The sequence below is a fragment of the Meishania litoralis genome (assembly GCF_042611095.1).
GTDB lineage: Bacteria > Bacteroidota > Bacteroidia > Flavobacteriales > Flavobacteriaceae > Meishania > Meishania litoralis.
In genome coordinates, this window is sequence record NZ_JBHFPV010000004.1 from 47,948 (window position 1) to 71,725 (window position 23,778).

Annotated in this window: 24 protein-coding genes; 7 read left to right on the top strand and 17 right to left on the bottom strand. The window is 41.3% G+C overall.

Translation table 11 applies throughout. The features are described 5' to 3' along the window. Positions 1-13: 13 nt before the first annotated feature. From ACEZ3G_RS13825 to ACEZ3G_RS13835, 3 genes are all read right to left on the bottom strand, one after another. On the bottom strand, positions 14-367 hold the full coding sequence (locus ACEZ3G_RS13825) for a hypothetical protein (protein ID WP_432426105.1): 354 nt from the start codon (positions 365-367) through the stop codon (positions 14-16). Next, complete coding sequence (locus ACEZ3G_RS13830) at positions 364-2,781, bottom strand: penicillin acylase family protein (RefSeq protein WP_432426106.1); 2,418 nt, start codon at positions 2,779-2,781, stop codon at positions 364-366. Before ACEZ3G_RS13830 ends, ACEZ3G_RS13825 begins: the two co-directional genes overlap by 4 nt. Positions 2,782-2,879: 98 nt before the next feature. Continuing rightward, entirely contained in the window at positions 2,880-3,332 is a 453-nt protein-coding gene (locus ACEZ3G_RS13835; RefSeq protein WP_432426107.1) for a GNAT family N-acetyltransferase, read from the bottom strand. A gap of 66 nt (positions 3,333-3,398) precedes the next feature. Between ACEZ3G_RS13835 and ACEZ3G_RS13840 the strand changes: the two genes are divergently transcribed. The 3 genes from ACEZ3G_RS13840 (at position 3,399) to ACEZ3G_RS13850 (ending at position 6,646) form a co-directional block, all read left to right on the top strand. Continuing rightward, positions 3,399-4,001, top strand: a complete 603-nt coding sequence (locus tag ACEZ3G_RS13840) for a SprT-like domain-containing protein (protein WP_432426360.1) — start codon at positions 3,399-3,401, stop codon at positions 3,999-4,001. 95 nt (positions 4,002-4,096) lie between these two features. Next, positions 4,097-5,176: a mannose-1-phosphate guanylyltransferase gene (locus tag ACEZ3G_RS13845; RefSeq protein WP_432426108.1), complete on the top strand. Its 1,080-nt coding sequence runs from the start codon at positions 4,097-4,099 to the stop codon at positions 5,174-5,176. 3 nt (positions 5,177-5,179) lie between these two features. Beyond that, on the top strand, positions 5,180-6,646 hold the full coding sequence (locus tag ACEZ3G_RS13850) for a DUF389 domain-containing protein (RefSeq protein ID WP_432426109.1): 1,467 nt from the start codon (positions 5,180-5,182) through the stop codon (positions 6,644-6,646). On the opposite strand, the gene ACEZ3G_RS13855 is transcribed toward ACEZ3G_RS13850, so the two are convergent. Together ACEZ3G_RS13855 and ACEZ3G_RS13860 are read right to left on the bottom strand one after the other, a co-directional pair. Next, the gene (locus ACEZ3G_RS13855) at positions 6,643-7,410 is read right to left on the bottom strand and encodes an ABC transporter ATP-binding protein (RefSeq protein ID WP_432426110.1); all 768 of its coding nucleotides are present in this window, start codon (positions 7,408-7,410) and stop codon (positions 6,643-6,645) included. The genes ACEZ3G_RS13850 and ACEZ3G_RS13855 overlap by 4 nt on opposite strands. Then, complete coding sequence (locus ACEZ3G_RS13860; protein WP_432426111.1) at positions 7,410-8,147, bottom strand: MlaE family ABC transporter permease; 738 nt, start codon at positions 8,145-8,147, stop codon at positions 7,410-7,412. Before ACEZ3G_RS13860 ends, ACEZ3G_RS13855 begins: the two co-directional genes overlap by 1 nt. Positions 8,148-8,259: 112 nt before the next feature. Between ACEZ3G_RS13860 and pafA the strand changes: the two genes are divergently transcribed. After that, complete coding sequence (gene pafA, locus ACEZ3G_RS13865) at positions 8,260-9,930, top strand: alkaline phosphatase PafA (RefSeq protein WP_432426112.1); 1,671 nt, start codon at positions 8,260-8,262, stop codon at positions 9,928-9,930. Between the two features lie 11 nt (positions 9,931-9,941). Continuing rightward, complete coding sequence (murI, locus tag ACEZ3G_RS13870) at positions 9,942-10,727, top strand: glutamate racemase (protein ID WP_432426113.1); 786 nt, start codon at positions 9,942-9,944, stop codon at positions 10,725-10,727. Between the two features lie 260 nt (positions 10,728-10,987). Here the strand turns inward: murI and ACEZ3G_RS13875 are convergent, their stop codons facing one another. Genes ACEZ3G_RS13875 through ACEZ3G_RS13885 form a run of 3 tightly spaced genes read right to left on the bottom strand, consistent with a single transcriptional unit; the run spans position 10,988 to position 12,656 of the window. Next, positions 10,988-11,740 carry a phytanoyl-CoA dioxygenase family protein gene (locus tag ACEZ3G_RS13875; RefSeq protein ID WP_432426114.1) on the bottom strand — a complete coding sequence of 251 codons (753 nt, stop codon included), beginning with the start codon at positions 11,738-11,740 and terminating at the stop codon, positions 10,988-10,990. A 35-nt stretch (positions 11,741-11,775) separates the two neighbouring features. Further along, positions 11,776-12,255: a dihydrofolate reductase gene (locus ACEZ3G_RS13880; protein WP_432426361.1), complete on the bottom strand. Its 480-nt coding sequence runs from the start codon at positions 12,253-12,255 to the stop codon at positions 11,776-11,778. Between the two features lie 11 nt (positions 12,256-12,266). Next, positions 12,267-12,656 carry a 2TM domain-containing protein gene (locus ACEZ3G_RS13885; RefSeq protein ID WP_432426362.1) on the bottom strand — a complete coding sequence of 130 codons (390 nt, stop codon included), beginning with the start codon at positions 12,654-12,656 and terminating at the stop codon, positions 12,267-12,269. A gap of 51 nt (positions 12,657-12,707) precedes the next feature. Here ACEZ3G_RS13885 and ACEZ3G_RS13890 point away from each other — a divergent pair, with 51 nt between their 5' ends. Both ACEZ3G_RS13890 and ACEZ3G_RS13895 read left to right on the top strand, forming a co-directional pair. Further along, the gene (locus ACEZ3G_RS13890; RefSeq protein WP_432426115.1) at positions 12,708-13,811 is read left to right on the top strand and encodes an aminotransferase class V-fold PLP-dependent enzyme; all 1,104 of its coding nucleotides are present in this window, start codon (positions 12,708-12,710) and stop codon (positions 13,809-13,811) included. A 160-nt stretch (positions 13,812-13,971) separates the two neighbouring features. Beyond that, positions 13,972-14,271: an isoamylase early set domain-containing protein gene (locus tag ACEZ3G_RS13895; RefSeq protein ID WP_432426116.1), complete on the top strand. Its 300-nt coding sequence runs from the start codon at positions 13,972-13,974 to the stop codon at positions 14,269-14,271. A 59-nt stretch (positions 14,272-14,330) separates the two neighbouring features. Here ACEZ3G_RS13895 and ACEZ3G_RS13900 read toward each other — a convergent pair whose 3' ends face one another. From ACEZ3G_RS13900 to ACEZ3G_RS13940, 9 genes are all read right to left on the bottom strand, one after another. Beyond that, positions 14,331-15,155, bottom strand: a complete 825-nt coding sequence (locus ACEZ3G_RS13900; protein WP_432426117.1) for a thymidylate synthase — start codon at positions 15,153-15,155, stop codon at positions 14,331-14,333. Between the two features lie 43 nt (positions 15,156-15,198). Beyond that, on the bottom strand, positions 15,199-15,558 hold the full coding sequence (locus tag ACEZ3G_RS13905) for a four helix bundle protein (RefSeq protein WP_432426118.1): 360 nt from the start codon (positions 15,556-15,558) through the stop codon (positions 15,199-15,201). Between the two features lie 111 nt (positions 15,559-15,669). Beyond that, positions 15,670-16,254 (bottom strand): hypothetical protein, encoded by a 585-nt coding sequence (locus tag ACEZ3G_RS13910; RefSeq protein ID WP_432426119.1) that lies wholly within the window; start codon positions 16,252-16,254, stop codon positions 15,670-15,672. A gap of 85 nt (positions 16,255-16,339) precedes the next feature. Continuing rightward, positions 16,340-16,924 carry a DinB family protein gene (locus ACEZ3G_RS13915; protein WP_432426120.1) on the bottom strand — a complete coding sequence of 195 codons (585 nt, stop codon included), beginning with the start codon at positions 16,922-16,924 and terminating at the stop codon, positions 16,340-16,342. A gap of 56 nt (positions 16,925-16,980) precedes the next feature. Continuing rightward, entirely contained in the window at positions 16,981-17,517 is a 537-nt protein-coding gene (locus tag ACEZ3G_RS13920) for a Crp/Fnr family transcriptional regulator (RefSeq protein ID WP_432426121.1), read from the bottom strand. A gap of 203 nt (positions 17,518-17,720) precedes the next feature. Then, entirely contained in the window at positions 17,721-18,473 is a 753-nt protein-coding gene (locus ACEZ3G_RS13925; RefSeq protein WP_432426122.1) for a DJ-1/PfpI family protein, read from the bottom strand. Between the two features lie 4 nt (positions 18,474-18,477). Continuing rightward, positions 18,478-21,486, bottom strand: a complete 3,009-nt coding sequence (locus ACEZ3G_RS13930) for a P-loop NTPase fold protein (protein WP_432426123.1) — start codon at positions 21,484-21,486, stop codon at positions 18,478-18,480. Between the two features lie 174 nt (positions 21,487-21,660). Continuing rightward, positions 21,661-23,106 carry a NupC/NupG family nucleoside CNT transporter gene (locus tag ACEZ3G_RS13935; protein WP_432426124.1) on the bottom strand — a complete coding sequence of 482 codons (1,446 nt, stop codon included), beginning with the start codon at positions 23,104-23,106 and terminating at the stop codon, positions 21,661-21,663. Between the two features lie 15 nt (positions 23,107-23,121). Continuing rightward, positions 23,122-23,751 carry a bifunctional nuclease family protein gene (locus ACEZ3G_RS13940; RefSeq protein WP_432426125.1) on the bottom strand — a complete coding sequence of 210 codons (630 nt, stop codon included), beginning with the start codon at positions 23,749-23,751 and terminating at the stop codon, positions 23,122-23,124. Positions 23,752-23,778 lie beyond the last annotated feature (27 nt).

The window sequence follows — 23,778 nt, forward strand, 5'->3', positions numbered from 1 at the left end:
TTTCATTGAAGTGCTATTTTTTTACCAGTACGGCACATTGATTTCCAAAAACCCCGGCAATTCCCGCCGCTAGACCACCTACGATTCCTGTAATTAATAGCAATAGATTTACATTTCCTTCCAAAGGGAATAAAACGGCAATTTTCTTTGCCATTATAAAATCATTGGCACTGCTGATGGAATAGGCATAGGAGATCCAAAAAAGGGCTATAGCCAAGAATGGGACCATGAAAACCGCCATTCTTTTAAGTGGAATGAAAAGGCCGCTCAAAAAGGCCGCCAGCATAACCCCCCACCAGGGTAGTAATTCAGAAAAGACCGCTGCGAGGACCAACGTAATTATGAAATTGAGTAATTTTTTTCTCATGGCTTGGGATTTAGTTCTTGGGTAAACAGCACATTTTGCGCTTGGTCTTTGCTTTGCATGAAATCGAGTTCAAGATAGTTTCCGGCGGCCCAGATATCGATAAAATCGTCGTAGTATTTACTTCCGGGATTTCCTGACTGTCCGCCCGGATATACACCAAAGGCCTTTGGCGGAGAGCTCATTTCAACGATCATTCGCCAAGAGGGGCCATGATCTTTTTTGGTAGCATTCACGATTCCACTGTTGCCCCCGATGGGTAGATCAAACCTTGAAAATGCAGGTAGGGCCTGTAGCAAATGCCCGACGAACGTGGCTTTGTAATCTCCCCAATCAATATCACCGTTTTTAATTTTCCATGCCTGAAGATCTTGCACGGCTTGCTTAAAAGAAAGCAAGAAAAGGTCTTTCGCGGTTTCCTTTTCAGGAGTGTCCAAAAGATCCATAAAGGTATCATCAGGATTGTTTTTTAAAAGATGTACGGTTTGATATTGAAACGGATTGGCCAAGGCCAAGTCTTCGACTTTCAATTCATCCCATGTAAGGGGCACTAATTTATTCCACCAGGCTTCCCATATCGAAGGGCCGATTTTTTCAATGTCATTGTTGAAATCCCAATTTTTCAGATCCTCTAACATTTCTGACTCCTCAGTGCTCAAGGCAGAAACATCCATGTTTTCGATCATATGCGGTAACAGTTCGGCCGCCTTGAGGTTATAATTATTGTTATGAAGGTCTTTGAAATCTTGAATATCGAATTTTTCCTTTGATTTGAAAAAATCGTTGATTACGCGATTTCTATAGGTCTCGTACCCGTCATTGAAAACATAATAAGGGTACGATTCGTCGACCGGATGTTGATTTGCCGAACTCACGAATCCCCTTTCGGGATTTTTGATGTGCGCATTGTGTTCCTGGGGAATAAAACCGTTCCAATCATGGTCGGGGTTGCTTCCATCCATCAAGAATTTGCCCTGTCCTTCCCATTTATTGGGAAACATGCCTTGGATCCAAAGGGCGATATCACCAGTAGCAGAGGCAAAAACAAAATTTTGGGCCGGGGCGACATGGTGTTTCAACGCACCCATGTATCCATCGTAATCCTTGGCTTTGTTAAGCTCTAGAAACGTACGTTGGTTATTGCCCCCGATATGGCCCGTCCATTGCATGGCATAGCCTATTTTTTGACTATTGCCCTTAAAATCGGAATCATAGCTCACAGGACCGTGATGTGTATAGACGACGGTATCAAAGACCGTTTTTCCATCTCTGACCTTGATTTCCTCAATACGTTTGGTAGTTTTCTTTAACTGCCCATCATATCGATATGCGTTTCGGTCTTCATTCTCGAATTCGATCTTGTACCAATCTTTGACATCGCGGGTAGCGTTGGTAACCCCCCAGGAAATATCATTGTTGAAACCGATGATAATGCCCAGAGCTCCGGGAAGACTGACCCCGAAGGTATTCTTTTCAGGTGTCGCCAATTGCATGGCATACCATATCGAGGGCAACTTAAGACCGAGATGCGGATCATTGGCCAGAATAGTGTTGCCCGAATACGATTTTTCAGGGGCCACTGCCCAATTGTTGCTTCCATTATCCGGATCGGGCTTTTCCATAGTCTCGGAAATAGAATCCAAAGGAAGTTCGCCCTTTGGGATATCATGGGCCAAAACCTCCCAATCGCTCCAATCACGTTCTTTGGGAATTACGGGGTCTATGGTATCAAAGAAATCGGGATAGAGCAGGTCAAAACGCTCTTTGCCATATTTTTTCAAAAAGTTCGTGTATTCAAGATCCGAATCACCACCGGCCAACATATCGGTCATGTACATTAGCAACAAAGCGGTTTTTTTGGTGGTCCAAGGTTCTGGACTATAATCGAGCAACTTATACTCTACCGGGTAGTCAGAGGGATCCAATTGTGCAATATATTGGTTGGCACCGTCTCTGTAAGCTTCTATAAACTGTCGGGTTTCAGGGTCTTCCTGCATTTTTTTTAGGGCATTCTCGGCACCGAAGACCATGCCTTTGCGACGTTGACCTCTGTCAAAATTGATCGCTACCTCACCGATAAGTTCAGAAATTCGTCCGGCCGCGGCATGGGTCTGGAACTCCATCTGCCATAATCTGTGTCTGGCCGTGATGTAACCTTGGGCAAAGTAAAGGTCATGGTCGTTTTCGGCAAAAACGTGCGGAATCAAATGTTTGTCGTAATGTACTGTTACGGGTTTTTCCAATCCTACCAACTCAAGTCCGTCAGTTTCACCCGACTCACTTTTGTCATTTTGCCATATACCATGGGCGGGATCTAAAAATTTTCCCAAAGGAGGAATGCTCCCAAACTTCGTATTCAAACCATAATAAATGCCAAGTGCCAGCAAGAGCGATAAAACAAATTTTAGAAATTTCATATGCAGGGAAAATTATGAGTCCGAATGTACTAAATGGACGTAGCTTGAACAACACTTAACCATGATTTTGTCAATCAGATATGATCTGGTTTTACGGACTAAAGTAACATCTTCTCAAAACAAACACTGTTTTCAACCCCTGAGTACTGTCCATAATTGGGGATCACTACATACCCATTTTTCATGTAAAGAGCAATGGCCTCGGGTTGGCGTTTGCCGGTTTCCAATACGCACTTTTTGTAGTATAGTTCTTTGGCCCATAGCTCAAGACCCAATAATATTTTGGTGGCAATGCCTTTGCCCCGTTGATGGGGCAAAACGTACATACGTTTGACTTCCATTGAACCGGGTTCGATTTCTTTGATGGCCCCGCACCCAACAGGTTTATCATTTTCGTAGGCCACCAGCGCATATTTTATATCAGTGATCTTGTTGAACTGATCATAGAAGGCATGATCGTTACCATCTCGTTGCGCCAAATCGGCATCGAGACGGGCAACCAAATTCTGGAAATCTATGTTCTCTGAATCAGTTCTTGACAGCTGTATCATTTATTATCTTTTCGAAAGGACATATTACGTAAAGTTACGAATCGTTTAATTCCTATTTTTGCCATGATGGATCACATTCTTCAAAAATACGTGCCCGAAAGGGCGGTAGAACCCTCTTTGCAGTTGATAAAAAAGTCGGGGGTGCACCTGAAAATTGTAGATAAAAGGGTAACGCGGCATGGAGATTATCGCAAACTGGCCAATGGCAGCCATCAAATAACGGTCAATGCCACTTTGAACAAATATCGATTCTTGATTACCTTGATCCATGAAATCGCCCATTTGGTCGCATTTGAAAAGTATGGTCGGTTCATTAAACCCCATGGTCTTGAATGGAAACGGACTTTTCAATATTTAATGTTGCCTTTTATCAGACCCGAGATATTTCCGACGCGATTGTTGCCCCTTTTGGCGCGGCATTTCAAGAACCCGAAGGCGAGTAGCGATACCGATGCCAGATTATCGCTAGCTTTGAAAGAATACGATGTACAACATCTTGATATGTCTTTCGTTTTTGAGATACCGCACGGTGGTTTTTTTAGGTTATACAACGGAAAGATCTTCAAAAAGGGCAACAAACGGGTAAAGCGTTATGAATGTGTTGAGGTCGCTACGGGGAGGACCTATCTTTTTCAACCAAATGCGGAGGTCGAGATAATCGAAAGTTAGAAAGATGTGGAAGATTTGGTCGTTCCCTGTTGTCATCCTGAGCGCAGTCGAAGGGCAACCAAATGCCGAAGTGGAATTAGTTAACTGAACAAAGCATGAACAAAAATTATTACGCCGTTTTAATGGCAGGGGGAGTAGGATCACGATTTTGGCCGATAAGCACTTCGGAGTATCCGAAGCAATTCCATGACATGTTGGGTACTGGGGAAACGTTGATCCAAAAAACATTCAAACGACTCAATAAGTTTGTACCTACGGAAAATATTCTCATCTTGACCAATGAGCGGTACAATGAACTGGTATTACAGCAATTGCCGATGGTCAAGCAAGAACAGGTAGTGCTCGAGCCGGCCATGCGCAATACGGCCCCGTGTATCTTATATGCGGCCTTGAAAATTAAGAAAATGAACCCTGATGGGGTAATGATCGTGGCACCTAGCGACCATTGGATCGAAGACGAGGATGCCTTTGCCCGAGACGTCACGATTTGTTTCGAGAAATGTATAAAAGAAGAAGTGCTATGCACCTTGGGCATTCAACCGACTTTTCCGAACACGGGGTTTGGTTACATTGAATTTGAAAAGGGAGGTGATACTGAATTGAAAAAAGTGCACCAGTTCAGGGAAAAACCCGATTACGAAACGGCCAAGGAATTTTTGGACCAAGGAAATTTCCTATGGAATGCCGGAATTTTCATGTGGAGCGTAAACACGATCGTCAATGCCTTTAAAAAATATCAATCGGAACAATATCGGTTGTTCGAATCAGGTCTTTCTTGCTATAATACCAATGAAGAGCGGGGTTTTATTTATGAAAATTACCCAAAGGCCGAGAATATTTCGATCGATTATGCCATATTGGAACCTGCGGAGTCCATTTTTGTGCTTCCGGCGACCTTCGATTGGAACGACTTGGGTACCTGGGGCTCACTTTACGACAAACTCGATAAAGATGAAAGTAACAACGCCGTGGTAAACGGCCGGGTCATAGCGGAAGACGCGCAAGGCAATATGATCCGTTCCCCCAAAGGGAAGATCGTTGTGGTGGATAGCCTGAACGATTATATCATTGTCGATAAGAAAGATGTCCTACTTATCTATCCCAAATCAAAAGAACAGCACATCAAACAAGTTTTGAACAAAGTCAAGGATACTTTTGGAGATGAATATGCATAATATATGGATCAAGATTTAAACAAAAATAACAATACCCTGCAAGAAAATCAGATTGAAAGCGGGGAGGAAGTAAAAAAGGACTTTCAGGGTTTGTTGGGCAGTATGAAAAAGTTCTTAAAGGAACTTTTGGATATACGCCCGAACACCGACCAAGAGGCGACCAAAGAAGCGATAATCGCCGATATTCCGTTTAAGGGGCATACCTCTTGGATTTTGATATGTTCGATTTTTATAGCTTCGGTCGGCTTGAACGCCAATTCTACCGCGGTGGTCATCGGCGCTATGTTGATATCTCCTTTGATGGGCCCCATATTGGGCATTGGTATGTCTGTCGCCATCAATGATATAGACACGCTAAGACGTTCGTTGAAGAATTTTGCCGTCATGGTCGTGTTAAGCGTATTGACGGCGTATTTGTTCTTTGAGTTTTTTCCGCTAAGGGACGAATCTTCAGAGCTATTGGCCCGAACGGCACCTGATATTCGAGATGTACTGATAGCATTTTTTGGTGGTCTGGCCCTTGTAATCGCCCGTGCCAAAAAAGGTACTATTGCCTCGGTCATTTTTGGTGTGGCCATTGCTACGGCTTTAATGCCGCCTTTGTGTACGGTCGGTTTTGGATTGGCCATTGGAAATTTTGATTATGCCATGGGCGCCATGTACCTCTTTACCATTAATACCATATTTATCGCGCTCGCGACCTTTTTGATTATCAAGCTGTTGCGTTTTCCGATGGTGCGATACGTGAATTCGAAAAGAAGGCGATTGGTGGCGCGGATCGCCTCGGCCATCGCTATTTTGGTAATGGTGCCGGCAGGTTTCACTTTTTATGATACGTTGCAAGAGTCGCTCTTTATGAAAGATGCCGACGAATTTATCAATGAAAAAGTGGCCCCTTATCAGTTTTCCGGAGAAGGTCGTTTTCTTGAAGATTTTACCGATATCGAGTACAATCATGGTGAAACCCCGATAATTGAACTCGTTTTTATGGGCAATGAAAAAGTGCCTGACAATGTCATCGAAACTTGGAAGACCCAAATGGAGGAATTCTCGAAATTAAAAAATTGTGACCTAAGAATCATTCAAGGTGGCAATGGTGAGGAAATAGATCAGTTTAAATATGTGAACGAGCTTTACGAGTCGCAAAAAAATATTTTAATGGGCAAGGACGACAAAATCAAATTATTGGAGGTCGAGCTCAATAGAATGAAAAAATATGCTGGCAAACAAATTCCGTTTTACAATATAAGTGCCGAAGCCAAGACCAACTATGAAGATTTGGCATCGATCGAGTATGACCATGCCATTCGTACCGACTTTAAGAGAATCGATACCGTTATGATTTTTGAACTCAAATGGAACCAAAATGTTTCTAGGGCCCAGGTGGCCGAGAATAATAAAAAAATACACGAATGGCTAAAAGTTCGCTTGAACGACAGTACCGTTCTGCTTAGGGTGTCAAATAACTAGTTGCGCTCTTCGATATACATCTGACGTACCTTCTTGAAAAGCTCGGAGGAATACACGAAGTTGGTGACCGCTTCATTATCGGTCTTAAAGATTTCGTGTTTGGTGCCTTCCCACTCTTTTAATCCGTTCTTTAGAAAAACGATTTTTTCACCGATTTCCATTACCGAATTCATATCATGGGTATTGATGACGGTGGTTATGTCATATTCTTCGGTAATCTCCTTTATCAGGTTGTCGATGAGAATGGCAGTTTTCGGATCGAGACCCGAATTCGGTTCATCGCAAAAGAGGTATTTCGGGTTCATGACGATCGCACGGGCGATGGCGACCCGCTTTTGCATACCTCCTGAAATCTCGGACGGATACTTATGATGGGCATCGATGAGGTTCACCCGTTTCAAAACGAAATCGACCCGATCTTGCATCTCCGACCTCGATTGTTTGGTGAACATTTCCATAGGGAACATGACGTTGCCCTCTACCGTGAGGCTATCGAACAACGCACTGCCCTGAAATACCATGCCCATCTCTTGACGTAGGTCGCGCTGTTCCTTACTTGAAAGCTCATCATATATCTTTCCGTCATACGATATAGTGCCTTCTTCGGGAGTAAAAAGGCCCAAAAGGCATTTTAGAAAAACGGTTTTTCCCGAACCGCTCTGGCCGATGATCAGGTTGGTTTTTCCCTTGTCGAAAACGCTTGAAATCCCTTTTAGTACATGGGCATCGCCAAAAGACTTGTGTATGTTTTTTACTTCTATCATCAGCCTAGCATCAATTGGGTCAAAATGTAGTTAAGAATAATGATCACAACGCTGGTCCACACAAAAGAAGTGGTACTGGCCTTACCTACCTCGAGTGCGCCGCCTTTCATATAGAATCCATGAAAAGAAGGTATGGTCGCCAAGATAAAGGCAAAGACCAAGGTCTTGATAAAAGCGTAAGTCACATGAAAAGGAATAAAATCGAGCTGTACGCCCTCTACAAAATCGGCGCTGGTACTAAAACCTCCGAAAACACCGGCTATCCAACCCCCGAATATACCCACGTACATTGAAATGGCGATAATAAACGGGTACAACATCATGGCGATTATCTTCGGGAAAACCAAATAATTCAGGGCATTGACACCCATAACCTCAAGCGCATCGATTTGTTCAGTGACCCGCATGGTGCCGATACTTGAAGTTATATATGAACCGACTTTTCCGGCCATGATTATTGAGCAAAAGGTGGGTGCGAATTCCAAAATAATCGATTGCCGCGTGGCGAAGCCCACGAGATATTTAGGTATGAGTTCACTGGTAATGTTCAGGGCCGTTTGTATGGCAACCACGCCTCCTATAAAAAAGGAGATGAAAACAAGAATACCTAGAGACCCATAGATGAGTTCGTCTATTTCTTTGAGGATCAAGGCTTTCATTATACGCCATTTGGTAGGCTTTTTAAAAACCTCAATAACCATAAGTGCGTAAGAGCCGATCGACGCTAGGTAGTTCATTGCTTAAATATAGAATTCCGACAGTAAAAATAGGAATAATGAATGTCTTTTAACCTTCCTTTAATCTTTAAAGGCTTTAATTACATATTTTTGTGCTATCAAGAAATAAGACATGCGTAACAGAACATTATCTCTTTTTTCAACGGGTATTTTGATACTCCTGTTGATCAATTTTTCATTCGCCCAGAAGAATTCCAATGACAAAGAAGAACAGTTTTTAAGAACAACTCCGAAATTGGTCGTCGGTATTGTTGTGGATCAGATGCGCTACGATTACATTACCCGTTTTTGGAACCACTATGGCGATGATGGCTTTAAAAGATTGGTCAATGATGGATTTAACTGCAAGAATAATCATTTCAATTATGCGCCGACAAGTACTGGCCCCGGCCATACCTCGGTATATACCGGAACGACGCCCGCGACCCATGGTATAATTGGCAATGATTGGTACGATAAAGATTCGGGCCAATGGGTCTATTGCGCCTCCGATGATGCCTATACCTCGGTCGGCACTACTTCAGATGCCGGTAAAATGTCGCCGCATCGAATGAACGTAACCACGATAACCGACCAGCTTAGACTTCATACGCAAATGCGCGGCAAGACCATTGCCATTGCAATGAAGGATAGGGGGGCGGTACTGCCTGGCGGACATACCGCCAATGGGGCCTATTGGTTTCATGGTATGGATGAGGGCAAGTGGATAACAAGTTCTTTTTACATGGCCCAATTACCCAAATGGGTTCAAGATTTCAACAGTTCGAACAAAATCGAGCAGTACAAGAAACCATGGACGACTTTAAAAGATATCAATACATATCTCGAAAGCGGGTCGGACAACAATGCCTATGAAGGGCTTTTCACAGGCGAAACCATGCCGATTTTTCCGCATGACCTCCCAAAATTGTGGGAAGCGAACGGTAAATATGATTTGCTGAAAGCGACGCCCTACGGTAATAGTTTGACCACTGACTTCGCACTTGCGGCATTGGAGGGCGAGAACCTTGGTGCCGATACGACAACCGACTTTTTGGCAATTAGCTTTTCAAGCACCGATTATGTGGGGCATAAGTATGGTGTCAATGCCAAAGAGGTGCAAGATGTATATCTGAGGTTGGATGAGGACCTGGCCCGGTTGTTCAAGGCATTGGACAAAAAAGTGGGCGATGATGAATACACGGTGTTTTTGACCGCTGATCATGCTGCCATAAATGTACCGGCCTATTTGAGCGATCAAAAGATACCCGCAGGTTATTTTGAGACGGAAGGCATGAACGCAAGGTTTGCCGAATTCTTGAATTACAGATTCGGTACTACGGATATTGTCAAAAACAATTCCAATTATCAACTGTTTCTCGATCATAAGATCATCCAAAATTTAGATATGGAGGTTGCCGAGGTTCAAGAAATCTTGGCCAAGGAACTGTTGACTTATGAACACATTGAAAGGGTCTACACCGCACACCAGATGTGGCAGAACGAATATACCGATGGAATACCCTATATACTTCAGAACGGGTATAACCAAAAACGTTCGGGCGATATTCTATTGGTCTTGCAGCCTGGGTTCATTTCTTATTCAAAAACAGGGTCTACCCATGGTTCGCCGCAGATTTACGATACCCATTCGCCTTTACTTTTTTATGGTAAGGGAATAAAAAAGGGTAGCACGGTCGAACGTACCGAAATACCCGACATCGCCCCGACGATTGCATCCTTGTTGGGCATTGCCTTTCCAAATGGCACGACCGGGAAGCCCATTGCCAAAGTCCTCGAATAATTGTGTCGAAAATGAACGACCATTGCATTGGTATTTTTGATTCGGGCGTTGGGGGGACTTCAATCTGGAAGGAAATAAACGCCTTACTGCCCAATGAGAACACGATTTATTTGGCCGACAGTAAGAATGCCCCTTACGGTGAAAAGACCTCCGAAGCCATTGTTGCGTTGAGCGTCAAGAATACCGAGCTACTATTGAGCAAGGGTTGTAAAATTGTGGTCGTGGCCTGTAATACCGCTACCACCAATGCCATTGATTATCTTAGAAAGAACTATGATGTTCCCTTCATCGGTATCGAACCGGCCATCAAGCCTGCTGCACTTTGGTCACGATCTAAAACGGTTGGCGTTTTGGCGACAAAGGGCACATTATCGAGTAGTCTTTTTCATAGTACCTCTGAAAACCATGCCCAGGGTATCAAGGTTATCGAGCAAGTCGGTACGGGACTTGTACCGCTCATCGAACAGGGTAAGGCAAATACAAGGGAGACGAAGCAATTACTGAAAACCTATTTAAGACCAATGCTGGATGCCGGTATCGATTATTTGGTCTTGGGTTGTACGCACTATCCTTATTTGGTTCCGGTGCTGCGAAAGCTGCTCCCAGAGAATGTCAAAATAATAGATTCGGGCGAGGCGGTGGCGCGACAGACCAAATCGGTTTTAGACAAAATGGGATTGTTGAATACTACAAAAATTGTAGGCAGTAAAAGGTTTTACACCAATACGGATGCTTCCATCTTGAAATCCTTCCTTGAAACGGTATCCGACACTGAAGTCCGTTATTTGGATTTCTAAATTAGGCCAGTATTGGTTTTTTCCTTCTAAAAAGGAAAAACTAACGTAGCGTGAGTTCTATATAACTTCTAAATACTGGTATTGATTCTTTGCCGTTTATGTAGACATGTCAGGTCGAGCGCAGTCGAGACCTCATTTAAGATCTTGGATTTTATCTACCTGTCGACTGCCCTCGAGGCGACATCCACTTTTTTTATAAACCTTTGATCATAAAAATGCCAAGTATCAAATCGACCTCATGTAAACTTATTGAAACGAAATTATAGGACATCCAAGATTTCTAGGGCCCTTCTGGTCAAGCGGGCTTTGGTCATATCGGTGATGTACTTTTTTTGATCCAATTGTTGGGGTTGGTCCGTCGTACAGAAATAACTGTGTATACTTCTCCTGAACTTGTCAGTTTTATTCGTGGTTCCGCCATGCCACACATGTGAATTGAAAATAAAGACCGAACCGGCCGGCGCTTGGATCAAAATTTCATCAGGATGTGGTTTTTCCGGATCGTCCATTGCCTCGGCAGGAAGAACAGTTGACTTATGCGTTCCGGGTACAATACGTGTGGCACCGTTATTTTCGGTAAAATCGTCTAATAGCCAAATGGTATTGCAGACTTTATATCCACTGTTTGCGACGGCATTTTTATAGTCGACATGTAATTTTTGAAGTCCTTGACCTGGTCTTGCGGCGCGATAATTCAATGAAGACAATTTGAAATCGCCACCTAAAACCGCATTTATTCCGGCCAAAACACGAGGATGCGTATAAAATATGTCGAAAATCTCACCTTTATTCACCAAATCGGCCAAGCGATCCGCCCCCGTTTCCTTAGGATGCCGCATGTACTTCGAATCGAAAAGTTCGGATCCGGCATTGTCACCTTCGTTCGAAATCAAATCTGCGATACGGTGGTTCACGGCCTGTACCTCTTCGGCAGATAGCAATTGGCCCAGGGCCAGATAGCCGTCCCTTTCTAGTGCTTGTTTTTCCTCGGGCGATATCACTGTGGTATTCAATTAATCGGTTTATTTAGTTCAATTTGAGAACAACGTTACCTTACATAGGTCAGATATGTAAAATCATATCGGTGCTTTTCGTCTTTCGGGTGGTATTCTTTGTCTACCAATTGCCAATTGGTCCAGTCGATTTCAGGGAAAAAAGTATCGGCATCCTTAAAAGTAGTATGCACCCGTGTTAGTTCTATTTTATTGGAGAATGGGGCCGCCTGTTTATAAATTTCACCTCCACCAATGATAAATGAGGTTTTTTCGTCCTCGACTTTTTTCAAGGCCTCTTGCAACGAATGCACCACTTGGCAATCGGGGTGGGAAACCCTGTATTCTTTATCCCGGGTAATTATGATGTGTATTCGGTCGGGCAAAGGCTTAGGGAAACTTTCAAAGGTCTTGCGCCCCATGATAATTTTATGCCCCGAAGTTATTTTTTTAAAGCGTTTGAAATCATCGGGTAGATGCCAAAGTAGATCGTTGCCCTTGCCAATAGCATTGTCTTCGGCGGCGGCGGCTATCATGCAAATAGTACTCACAGCTCTTTTTTTTTATTGATCCGGGATAGTGGGAATTCCGTTTCGATTTCTTTTTGGATTTCGGCAATGCGCTTTTTTTGTTTAAGGACCAGTTTCTCTCTTTGTGACCTTTCCCAATCCTTTCCCATGAATTTTTGGGTCACGAATACGTTGAAAACGTGAATTACGAACAAAAAAGCCCAAAAGGTAATCGCCCAGATAAACCAATCATAGGCTTCTCCGTATTTCAAGATTTTGTTGATCAAGACCAAAAAGACGCTGCCGATCAAAAAAATGACGAAATGAACATACAACCGTTTTTTTTGTTTGATGCGCGCATGGGCAGTTTCCAACAGATCGTGTTGTTGCAAGTCTACTTCCGGTTCATTTTTGTTTTTAGAGAACATGTGAATGGCTATATTCGTCATAAAGATACATCAACCTAATAAAAGTTTGCTATGCAGGGCATTAGAAGGGAGTTTCCGCTGCTTGAAAACGGTATTTATGCAAATACGGCTTCATCGGGCCTGATGCACAAAGCCTTGATAGAATGGCGCAGACGGCATGACCTTGAGTTTTTGAACGGAGGTAGCCAAATGAAGACCGAGGCAATGCGCACCCAAATTCCCGAAGTGCGAAAAACGGTCGCGCGATTTTTTAATTGCAAGAACGAAAATGTGGCATTGATCCAGAATTTCTCACTGGGACTAAACCTTCTCTTGGAAGGACTAGACCGAAATAACAAGGTCTTATTGCTCGAAAACGATTATCCTTCGGTGAACTGGCCCTTTGAGAACAGGCACTTTTCGATAGCCTATGCAAAAATCGATGCGCAGTTGGAAGAACATATCTGGGAGAAACTAAAAGATGGAAATTTTTCGGTTCTCGCCATAAGCCTTGTTCAATGGTTGACAGGAATCAAGATTGATCTGGAATTCTTGAAGAAAGTGAAGTCCGAATTTCCGGAAATCATAATAATTGCCGACGGAACCCAATTCTGTGGTGCCGAAAGTTTCGATTTTGAAAATTCGGCCATCGATATACTCGGTGCGAGCGGTTATAAATGGTTGTTGGCAGGTTACGGTAATGGGTTCATGTTGTTCAAAGACCATGTAAAGGATTCTTTTTCGGTCAAATCCATTGGTTTTAACGCCGCGAATATCAATAAAGATATGCGCGATTCGATTCGTTTTGCCAAACATTTCGAGCCGGGCCATTTAGATACCCTGAATTTCGGAAGCTTGAAACGCGGTATGGATTTTCTTGTCGCTATCGGTATGGACAAGATTACGGCCCATAATAGAAAACTTTTCGAAAAGGCAAAAAACAGCTTTGCCGACCTCGGACTTTTGAACGCCGATATATTGCAAAGAAAAGAACATAGTACCATCTTCAATATCAAAGGAGACGATTCGCTTTATAGGCTTTTGACCAACAAAAAAGTAATGTGCGCACAACGTGGCGATGGTATTCGCCTCAGCTTTCATTGCTATAACACTGAAAATGATATTGATGAGATCTTGGAAATCTTAAAAACAACGATGTGGAATTTACCTACTTAGAAATTAAAGTACTTTTTTTTAAGGGACTGTTTCAATAGTTGCCAAAATATTATGAAAATGATAAAAATGGCATTAATCATTGTAAATGAGCATTTTAATGTAGTAGTTTTGCCCCGAATTTTGAAATGACAGAATCAATTTAATTAAAAATATTTTTATCATGGCTATTAAAAAACAGTATTTAAAAAGTAAACCAGTTTGTAAGGTGACTTTTACCGTACCTGCTGAAGAAGCTAAAAAAGTTGCCGTTGTAGGCGATTTCAACAATTGGAAGGCCAACAAGGCAAGCGCTTTGACAAAACAAAAAAATGGAAACTTCAAGGGTACCTTGGAACTTCCTAAAGAAGGTACTTTCGAATTCAAGTACATCATCGATGGCAACTACGTAAACGATGATCAAGCAGACCGTTACCAGTGGAACGATTTCGCCGGTTCTGAAAACGCCGTTCTGGAACTTTAATCGAAAAGTGTAATCAATAAAAAACCCGAAAGTCTGACTTTCGGGTTTTTTATTTTGAGTTATACGGCTACGGCCCCTTTAATATGTGGGTGCGGGTCGTAATCCAATAGGGTAAAATCCTCGAATTTGAAATCGAAGATATCCGTGACTTCAGTATTGATCATCATTTTCGGTAGCGGTCTGGGCTCTCTGCTCAATTGAAGTTCGACCTGCTCCATGTGGTTGTTGTAGATATGGGCATCACCAAAGGTATGTATGAATTCTCCGGGTTCGTACCCGCATACCTGTGCCATCATCATGGTGAACAGGGCATACGAAGCGATGTTGAACGGAACGCCTAAAAATATATCGGCGCTGCGTTGATAGAGCTGGCATGAAAGTCTGCCATCGGCCACATAAAACTGAAAAAAGGCATGACAGGGCGGCAGGGCCGCTTTTCCGTTCGCTACATTTTCAGAAAATGATTTCGAGGTATCGGGCAATACGCTCGGGTTCCATGCCGAGATCAACATACGCCTACTGTTCGGATTGTTCTTCAAAGCATGTACGATTTCCTGTATTTGGTCGATTTCGTCATTGTTCCAATTGCGCCATTGATGGCCATAAACGGGTCCCAAGTCGCCGTTTTCATCGGCCCATTCGTTCCAAATACGGACTCCGTTTTCTTGCAGGTACTTGATATTGGTATCGCCTTTTAGAAACCATAACAGTTCATGAACAATGGATTTTAGGTGCAATTTTTTGGTCGTGACCATAGGGAAGCCCTCGCTCAGGTCGAATCGCATTTGATAGCCAAAAACACTCATTGTGCCCGTGCCGGTGCGATCGCCTTTTTGGTTGCCGTTTTCGAGTACGTGTTTTAGTAAATCGTGGTATTGTTTCATTATGGGGCTAAAGGTAAAGGGTTATGGGTAAAAGGTCAAAGGTCTAATGCTTTGAGTTATTATATTTTATCAACGAGGCGATGCGCTTTTGCAAAATTTGAAGTTCATCTATAACTGGAGAAATTTCTTCGTATTTGATAAATTCCAAATCAGCGCAGAGAATTAAATGCGATTCTAATTCGTAAGCCGAACCAAGACTAATCTGTAAAAATCTAACAAAATCTTTTTGCGAATATTTTGATGAACCTTCTGCGATATTCGCAGGTATTGATATAACACATCGGTTTATCTGTGATATCAACCCGTATTTTTCTTCTTGAGGTAATTGTTTTGTGATAAGGTAGATTTCTTTAACTAGTCTTCTGGCGTCTTTCCAAACTTCAAGTTCCCTAAAGTTTCTCATATTCAAACTTTAATCTTTTACCTGTAACCCTTGACCTCCCTACCCCAAAATCATACCGGCAATGGTAACTGAAAGCAAAGTGGCCAAAGATATGGCCGTTGTTGTATCTTTTTAATTTCTGTTTCTATATAGTTCGATGGCCTGCAGGTATTTCATTCCGACGGATTTCGTTTGAGGATATAGAAATCCACTTAATTCGGGGTGGTTTTCATCGACCCAGCTTACAAGTCCATCCCTGTTTTTGAGAAATTTTTCAACATCGAAAACCTCGTATTCAATTCTTTCAACCTTGACTATTTTATTATTGTCAAATCGTACGATTTCATTCCAAACCATTGGTTCTTCATGAAGGAACAAGATTCTTTTGTCCATTTTTGAAATCTTTGCTTTGACAATTTCACCGTCTTGTTCAATTTGAAGGATGTTGTATGTTGGATTGAATACAGAATCCCATTCCAGCCATACGGTATATCCCTTTTGAGAAAAACGCTCTTCATAATTGTCAGCATTTTCCCGAATCACAATACTATCTCCTAGCAAAGTTCGCATTTTGGAATCATCGGATTGATCAAGAGCCTTGTAATATTGTTGTGCGATTTCAAGTTTGCTCGTTTCTTTGTTTTTTTCCTTTTCGGAATTTTTACAGGAAACAAGACCAATGGTCAATAGTAATGATAGTATTATGATTTTGTTCATTCGGGTTTAGTCAATTGGTTACGTAGTGCTTTAAGGCCTCCATATATATTTAATGTACTCCTTTTTTTGTCTGAAAGCAGCATTGTTACTTTGTATCCTCATTAATTGATGGTTCATCATTAATTTGTGCCATATGTAATGCTCTTTCGGCTTGTAGAATATGCCTTAAATTATGGTATAAAACTACTCTAAAGGTATCTCCTAACCTCAATTTTATCCATTTTGATATAGAAACCGATGTTTTTACTTTCGATAAGTTTATTTTTTTGGATTTTTCGAGAAGTTCCAGAATCTGCTCTTGTTGATTAATGAATTTGTCCAGAACCTTTTGGTCCGTTAAAGAGCAATTTAAGGGATTCATAGATTTAAAAGTTTTCATTTTGTTCAACTTCTCTTTCGGAAGCATACTCTTGGCAAAGTAGTTTCCTAAAAGTCCGCTTTTGAAAGTTTCGGATTCGCCATAGCTCGAATTTTTGATTCTAGCTTCAATTTCTGGAATATAAAAGTCTCCGTACCTGTTCAAATGATCAATACATTCCAGTACATTCCAACTTTCAGCGTTTTGTTTTTGAATGAGGTTTTCGATTGGTAGCGCCTTAAAGGTCCTAACTTTATTCATGTTTTGGTTAGTTAGGTCGATCATTTCATCGATTAATTCCTGTGTTTTCATAAAATTTATTTGACAGCAAATGTCCAAATTTAAGAGGTACGAAACATTGACCGAAATCAAGACTTTTTCAATCTGGACAGTGTCTCGGGAGACATCCTCAAATAGGAAGCAATGTATTTGTTGGGAATTTCTTGAAATAACTGCGGACTTCTTTTCAGCACTCTGTTATATCTTTCCTTGGGCGAAGTGATCAAAATATCTTTTTCCCTTTCAAGCTGTTGTAAAATAAGTTGTTGCAAAATTGAATGCCAAAGATTTTTCAGTTCGCTATTTTGATCGATAAAATTTAGATATTTCTGTTTTGAGATAACTTTTAACTCGGTCTTTTTGATAGCCTGTATATAGAACTCGGATGCCTTTTCGGTAATAAAACTATCTAAGGCGGATAAAAAATCGTATTTATACCCAAATCGTATTATATGTTCTTCGCAGCCTTCAATAATTGAAATTTTTAGAGCTCCGGAAACAATATAAAAAAGATTTGTTTCAACCGTTCCCGCAACCTTTAAATATTCGTTTCTCTTCAATGAGACCTTTTTGTCCCAAAGGTTTTGACTTTCAATTCGCTTATATAACGCATCGAGGGTGTTCATTAATACTTGAAGGTAATTGTGGCAAACATTGCAGCCTAAATAATGTTTGAACAGATATTCTGTTGAAATCCGTTCTCGGGGAAATATAACAAAATCTGTCAACTATATTTTGAGATTCTGCCCAAATGCCGTGTTCAGTGTCCCAAAAGATAAGCTATTAAGTAGGCCACATCGTAAATGGATTTTGCCCCTGGCATGTGATATTATTTATTCCAGTTCTGTAATCGGTCAAGATAGAGGTAGCTTTCAACAAATTCCCTGTGTTCTCGACCGGTCATTTTTTCCAGCAAATTCAAAGCTGAAATGTAACTGGCCAAGTTTCCGTTCGACGAACTGAACTTGCCATCTTCCACAAAGGTCACCAAACTGTCGTTCTGTACTTTTAAGTTCGGATAGTCTTTTTGCAACTGCTCGCCGCCACCGATCCAGGTCACGATTTTATGACCGTCGGCAATGCCTGATTTCCCTATCAATTGTGCGCCTGCGCAATTGCTTACGGTATATTGGGTCTCTTTGTTCTTTTTCGTGATAAAGGCTATAATCTTTTCGTTATTGACCTGTGCGCTCATATCATAGGCACTTGGTATGAACAGGGCCGTTAATTCAGGACAGTTCTCAAAAGTGTAGTCGGGAACAAAATGCATTCCTTCTTCGGTCGTTATCGGGTTTTCAGTCTCCGCTATGGACACAACATTGAACAGTTGTTTTCCGTCAACCGTAAGTTTGGCAAAAACGTCGGAAGTTGCAATGACTTCGCCCTGTAAAACCCCGTCATACATCAAAAGCCCTATGGTTGGTAGTTCCGGCTTGAAAGCTTTTAGATATTTGTCGCGTGTATGTGTTTCTTTTTCAGTTTTGGTAATCTCTGGGCTTTCGGTATTTGTCCGTGATTTGTCTGTATTGCAACCCACTGTAATGATTGCACAAATCGCAGTTATAATTCCAATCTTTTTCATTTTTTCACATTTTGTCGGCAGCTGTTTTTTTTATCTTTCTTGATGGTTTTCGAGGGTGAAGTACATAGCTGAAGCGGTTTTTAACTTTGGTAATGTTCTTAATGTCCTTAGTTTCTTTTATCCAGCCCTTGGTGATTCTTGTGAGCCTGGATTTATCCACTGACCCCATATCACCTTTGAGTTTCTCTAATCGTTCAAGGTTTTTGCTAATCAAATCTATATTGTTGTAAATATCGGGGAGATAGGATTCAATAACGCTCACTAAAAATTCCATCTTCCGAACAGGTGAGTTTAAGAATGAAGTTATTTTTGAGACGTATCTTTTCGTTTCCTCAATGTCCATAGATAGAATATCACTAATAAGTTGTTCTCTCAATTGATTCAATCTCTCGTCATTCAACCTGTCAATCCTTTCAATAATATGGAATGACATGGAGATATTGCCAGATGTTAAATAAGAATAGTAATTCTCCAAAAGAAAGAAATCAAACTTCGATAGGAAAGGAAGAGTCAATTTGAATTGTTTAATTAACCCTAGGAACTTATCCTTTGTTTTTCTGATAAGTAAATACTCGATATCATCTTTTGACAGAGATTTTAGAAACTGTTTGAATGTATTTTCATTAACAAAGTATCGAGAGGAGCTAAACCAAGAAGAAAGGTTGTTTTGATGCCCCTCATCTTTCAAAAGTCTTAAACCCTGAAGGAAATAGTCCTTGCCTTCTTGTTGAAAGGATTGTCCGCTGTAGTAATTTATTCTTAAGAATAACTGATTGTAGAAGTCTTTACTGTAATTGTCTGAGGATAATATCTTAGATAACAAGTAGACCACATGTTTGTCGTGAGGTGAAAATCTTCGTTGTCCATTTAATTGTTGGATTTTAGGAGATAACAACTGAGTGAGCTTTTTGCTGGACTTCAAATCCATCTTGTCTGAATCCGTTATGAATACAGGGACAAGGTTTGAAATGTCAACCTCATCCTCGTTAAAATTGGACTCATTGAAAACTTTCTCGATGTATTCCATCGGAATAATTTCATTGAGATTTTTAATCGATGATTTCCTAAGGTAAGGAATTGGGAAAATCTCACCCACACTTTCCAAGTCAAATTCCCCCTTTATTCTTAGAACATAATTCAAGTCTGATTTTGATAACAATGGCAATAAAGTATCGAAAATTTTTTGTGCTTTCTGATTGTGTTTTTCTGATAAGATATGAGGAAGTATTTCTATGTGACTTGTCCGTAGTTTTGGTGATTGTAAAAGATCTAGTTTTGAATGTAATAGTTCACTATTTCCTACTAAATAGCTTGATGGAACATCATTTCGGTACTCCCAAATTATCTTGAAAATTTCCTCAAGTAGGGTGTCATTACGTTTGTCCTCTTCCAGGATATGAACCACTAGGTAATCAATACTATCTTCAAGGTAGACCTTTTCCTCTTTAGACTTGAAGTTCTTTAGGATAATTTGAACTATCCTGGGAGTTTCCTTAGTCACTTCAATTGCCTCTTGATTGATTAGTTTATCCCGAAGTCGGTAAATGTCGAATCGTACCTCCTTCTTCAAAAAGACAAAGTTCATGGGTTCCTGAACCTTCTTTAGATTCAACCTCTCACCAAAGGAGTTGACAAATAACCTGAATCGTTCTACCGATTCAACCGTCATTGAGCCATTACTACTAGATCGGTCCAAAACCTTCTTAAGTTCTTCATATAAGGGGTGTGCTTTATCTTGATACGAACGGAAAAAGTCGGGATACTGGACAAATAAACCTTCTGCTTCTGTGAATACCTGTTTGGTTACAATAAAGAAGGTGAATACCCGTAAATCCTTGAGTAAAAACTCCTCCTTCGAATCAATATTTTTTGACAACCTATAATAAGTGATATAATCATTGATAAACCTTTTGATTTGACGTGGAGTTTGTCCTCTATACCCTCTATATAGAATAGACTTGACTATGTCAAAGTCTTTCTTTTCTATTGGAACAATACTTTCCTTCAACAAGTCTTCAATGAAATCATCTCTATCAAATTCTTCTAGTACTGGAATTCTCATATAGGTTTGGAAAACCTTGTCCATGAAATCCAGTTTTAGTCCTTTTTTACCGCGGTATAAATGATTCATTATTTCTTTGTCGTCACAGGGAATAATGTAAACACAGTTTTTATGTTCCATGAAAGTTCTCAATCCTGTGAGTGTCTGATATGAAACCTTTGATTCACATCTATCGATATTATCGAATACTATCACCATCTTACTTGGAGAACCATTCTTATCCATTTCTCGAACACATTGATTTACAATGTCTTTAAAGATGTTTTCAAATTGATCCTGTGAAAATGTAGGAGGGTTGGATACAACTCTTACACTTGTCTCTTTTTGGAATCCCTTTCCAATTTCTTTAAAGACATCTTCGAATATTTTAAGTCCACCCATAAAAATGAAGATGGTATAGAAGGATTTCAGAATTTCTCTTAACCAGGTAATATCTTCTGTCCAAGAGATGTTCTTGAGTACGACAATAACGATGAAAATCAACAACAGATACCAGTACTTGAGTAGAAAGTCACCTACTTTCCGGTACCACTTTTTCTGTTTCTTATCATAGTCCTCTTCTATGGTAATATTCCTATCGAGAATGTCTGTAAGAGATTGTCCGTCATATTTATATCCATCTGAGAATGACGTACTGACTCTTAAATTTGAAGAGTTCCTTATTTCTTTCTCAATATCAAACAGAATTGAACGATACAAGGATGTGTTCACATACTTCCAGACGTCTATATAGACGTAGCACACATCTTCATTCTTCTTTAGGAAATTCTTAAAGAGATGTCTTAGTATTAAGCTTTTTCCAGAACCCCACTTCCCAAAAAGTCCGATTGTAAAAGAACCATCTGATAAGTCTAGTTTTTCATCTGTTATAATGTCATTGAGAGTTTTCGATATATTGGTGTGGATTCCAAATCTGTCTTCACTCAATTCATTATCTAACAGGTACGACATAATTATTCCATCTTAGTTGCTGCTCATAGGTGTCTGATTAATGATAGTATATCCATAGATAACCAACTCGGTCCATACTACCAATTTTTTTAAATCAGATAAAATGTGGCACTTTGTCACTAACGTTTATAAGCCTATCCCTTACTTTTTACAGTAATCAACCCGCAGATTCGATTACCCCAAAATCATACCCGCAATCGTGGCCGAAAGCAAAGAGGCCAAAGATCCGCCCAAAACCGCCCTCATTCCGAATTCCGAAAGGGTCTTGCGTTGGCCGGGTGCCAAAGAGCCGATGCCACCGATCTGTATGCCGATGGAGGCAAAATTGGCAAAGCCGCAGAGCATGTAGGTCGCCATAATGACCGATTTGTTGAATTTAAAATGGGGGCTGGTCAAAACATCCTTCAGTTCGGCCAACTGAATATAGCCGACAAATTCACTGGCCGCCAATTTGATGCCCAACAACTGCCCCATCAACATAATATCCTCATTGGCGACCCCGATCAGCCACATCAATGGGGCGAAGATGGTGCCCAAAATAGCTTCGAGCGAAAAACTTTGGTACGATGAATTGGCCCCGATCCAGGCATTTAGCGAAGTCCAATCGCCTACCCATTCGAGAATGCCGTTGACCATGGCGATAAAGGCGACAAAGACCAAAAGCATGGCGCCGACGTTTACCGCTAACTTTAACCCTTCGGTAGTACCGTTCGAAATGGCATCCAAAACATTGGCCCCTATTTTGTCGGTAGCTACATGAACATCGGTATTGACCGCTTCAGTCTGCGGGTATAACATTTTGGAAATAACTATCGCCCCGGGTGCCGCCATGACCGAAGCGGCCAAAAGATGTTTGGCAAAAATTAGTCTCAGCGCCTCGTCATCCCCTCCCAAAAATCCGATATACGCTGCTAGTACGGCCCCAGCGACGGTGGCCATGCCGCCTATCATTACAAGGAGGATCTCAGACTTGTTCATTTTTTCCAGATAGGCCTTGATGAGCAACGGGGCTTCTGTTTGGCCCAAAAAAATGTTGCCGGCGACCGAAAGACTTTCCGCGCCCGATATTCCCAAACCCTTTGATAATAGCCAAGCAAGTGCTTTGACCACCTTTTGGATGACTCCCAAATAAAACAGTAAAGAGGTCAATGCGGAAAAGAAAACGATGGTCGGCAAGACCTGAAAGGCAAAAATGTAACCGAAAGTGTCCATGTCCACCACGAGGCCTTCGAACAGAAATTGGCTTCCGGCACGTGTAAAGTTCAAAATGCTGACGAAAACGCCGCCCAATTTTTCAAAAACCCATTGAACCGCCGGTACTTTCAATACCCCAATGGCGATCAACAATTGAAGCGATAGGCCGATACCGACGGTCTTCCAATTGATGGCCTTTCGATTCGAACTAAAAAGGTAGGCAATGAGTATGAGAACGAACATACCCAAGATACCCCTCCACAGACTGCTGATGGAAAAGCCCTCGTTGGGAATGATTTCGGCCACATTGGTATTGGAAATTACGTCGATGGAACTCTGTATGGTATCGGCGGAAATGCTGTCTTGGGAAAAAGCGAGAAAAGGAATAAAAAGTACAAGCGAAAAAATCCATAAACGGGTTTTCATAGGCTTGTCGGTTGGTTAGTTGCGCTTTGAGATTTCGTCCCGCAGTTTGGCCGCTTTTTCATAATCTTCGTTGGCCACAGCCTTGTCGAGTTCTTTATGCAGTTCTTCCAAGGTCAGTTCTTTATAGGCTCCCGCGACTCCTGAATCGATTTCTACGGTCTCTCCTTCTTGAAGTATTTCATCGACCATGATGCTGTCATCTTTTTCATCATTGTCCTTTTCCTTGGAGGAAAACTTGAGAAAGATTCCGGCTTTGTCCAAAATAGTCTTATAAGTGAAAATGGGAGCGTTGAAACGCAAGGCCAAGGCAATGGCATCACTGGTACGGGCATCGATGATCTCTTCGATCTTATCTCTTTCACAAATGATGCTGGAGTAAAAAACGCCATCCACCAGCTTGTGAATGATTACCTGTTTGATAACAATATCGAAACGATCCGCGAAGTTTTTGAAAAGATCGTGGGTCAAAGGCCTTGGGGGTTTGATCTCTTTTTCAAGTGCAATGGCGATCGATTGCGCCTCAAAGGCACCGATGACGATCGGTAGCTTGCGGTCACCTTCTACCTCATTTAAAATAAGGGCATAGGCGCCATTTTGTGTCTGGCTATACGATATACCCTTTATCTTTAATCTAACTAAGCTCATATACTTACTAAAAATACAAAAAGCTGT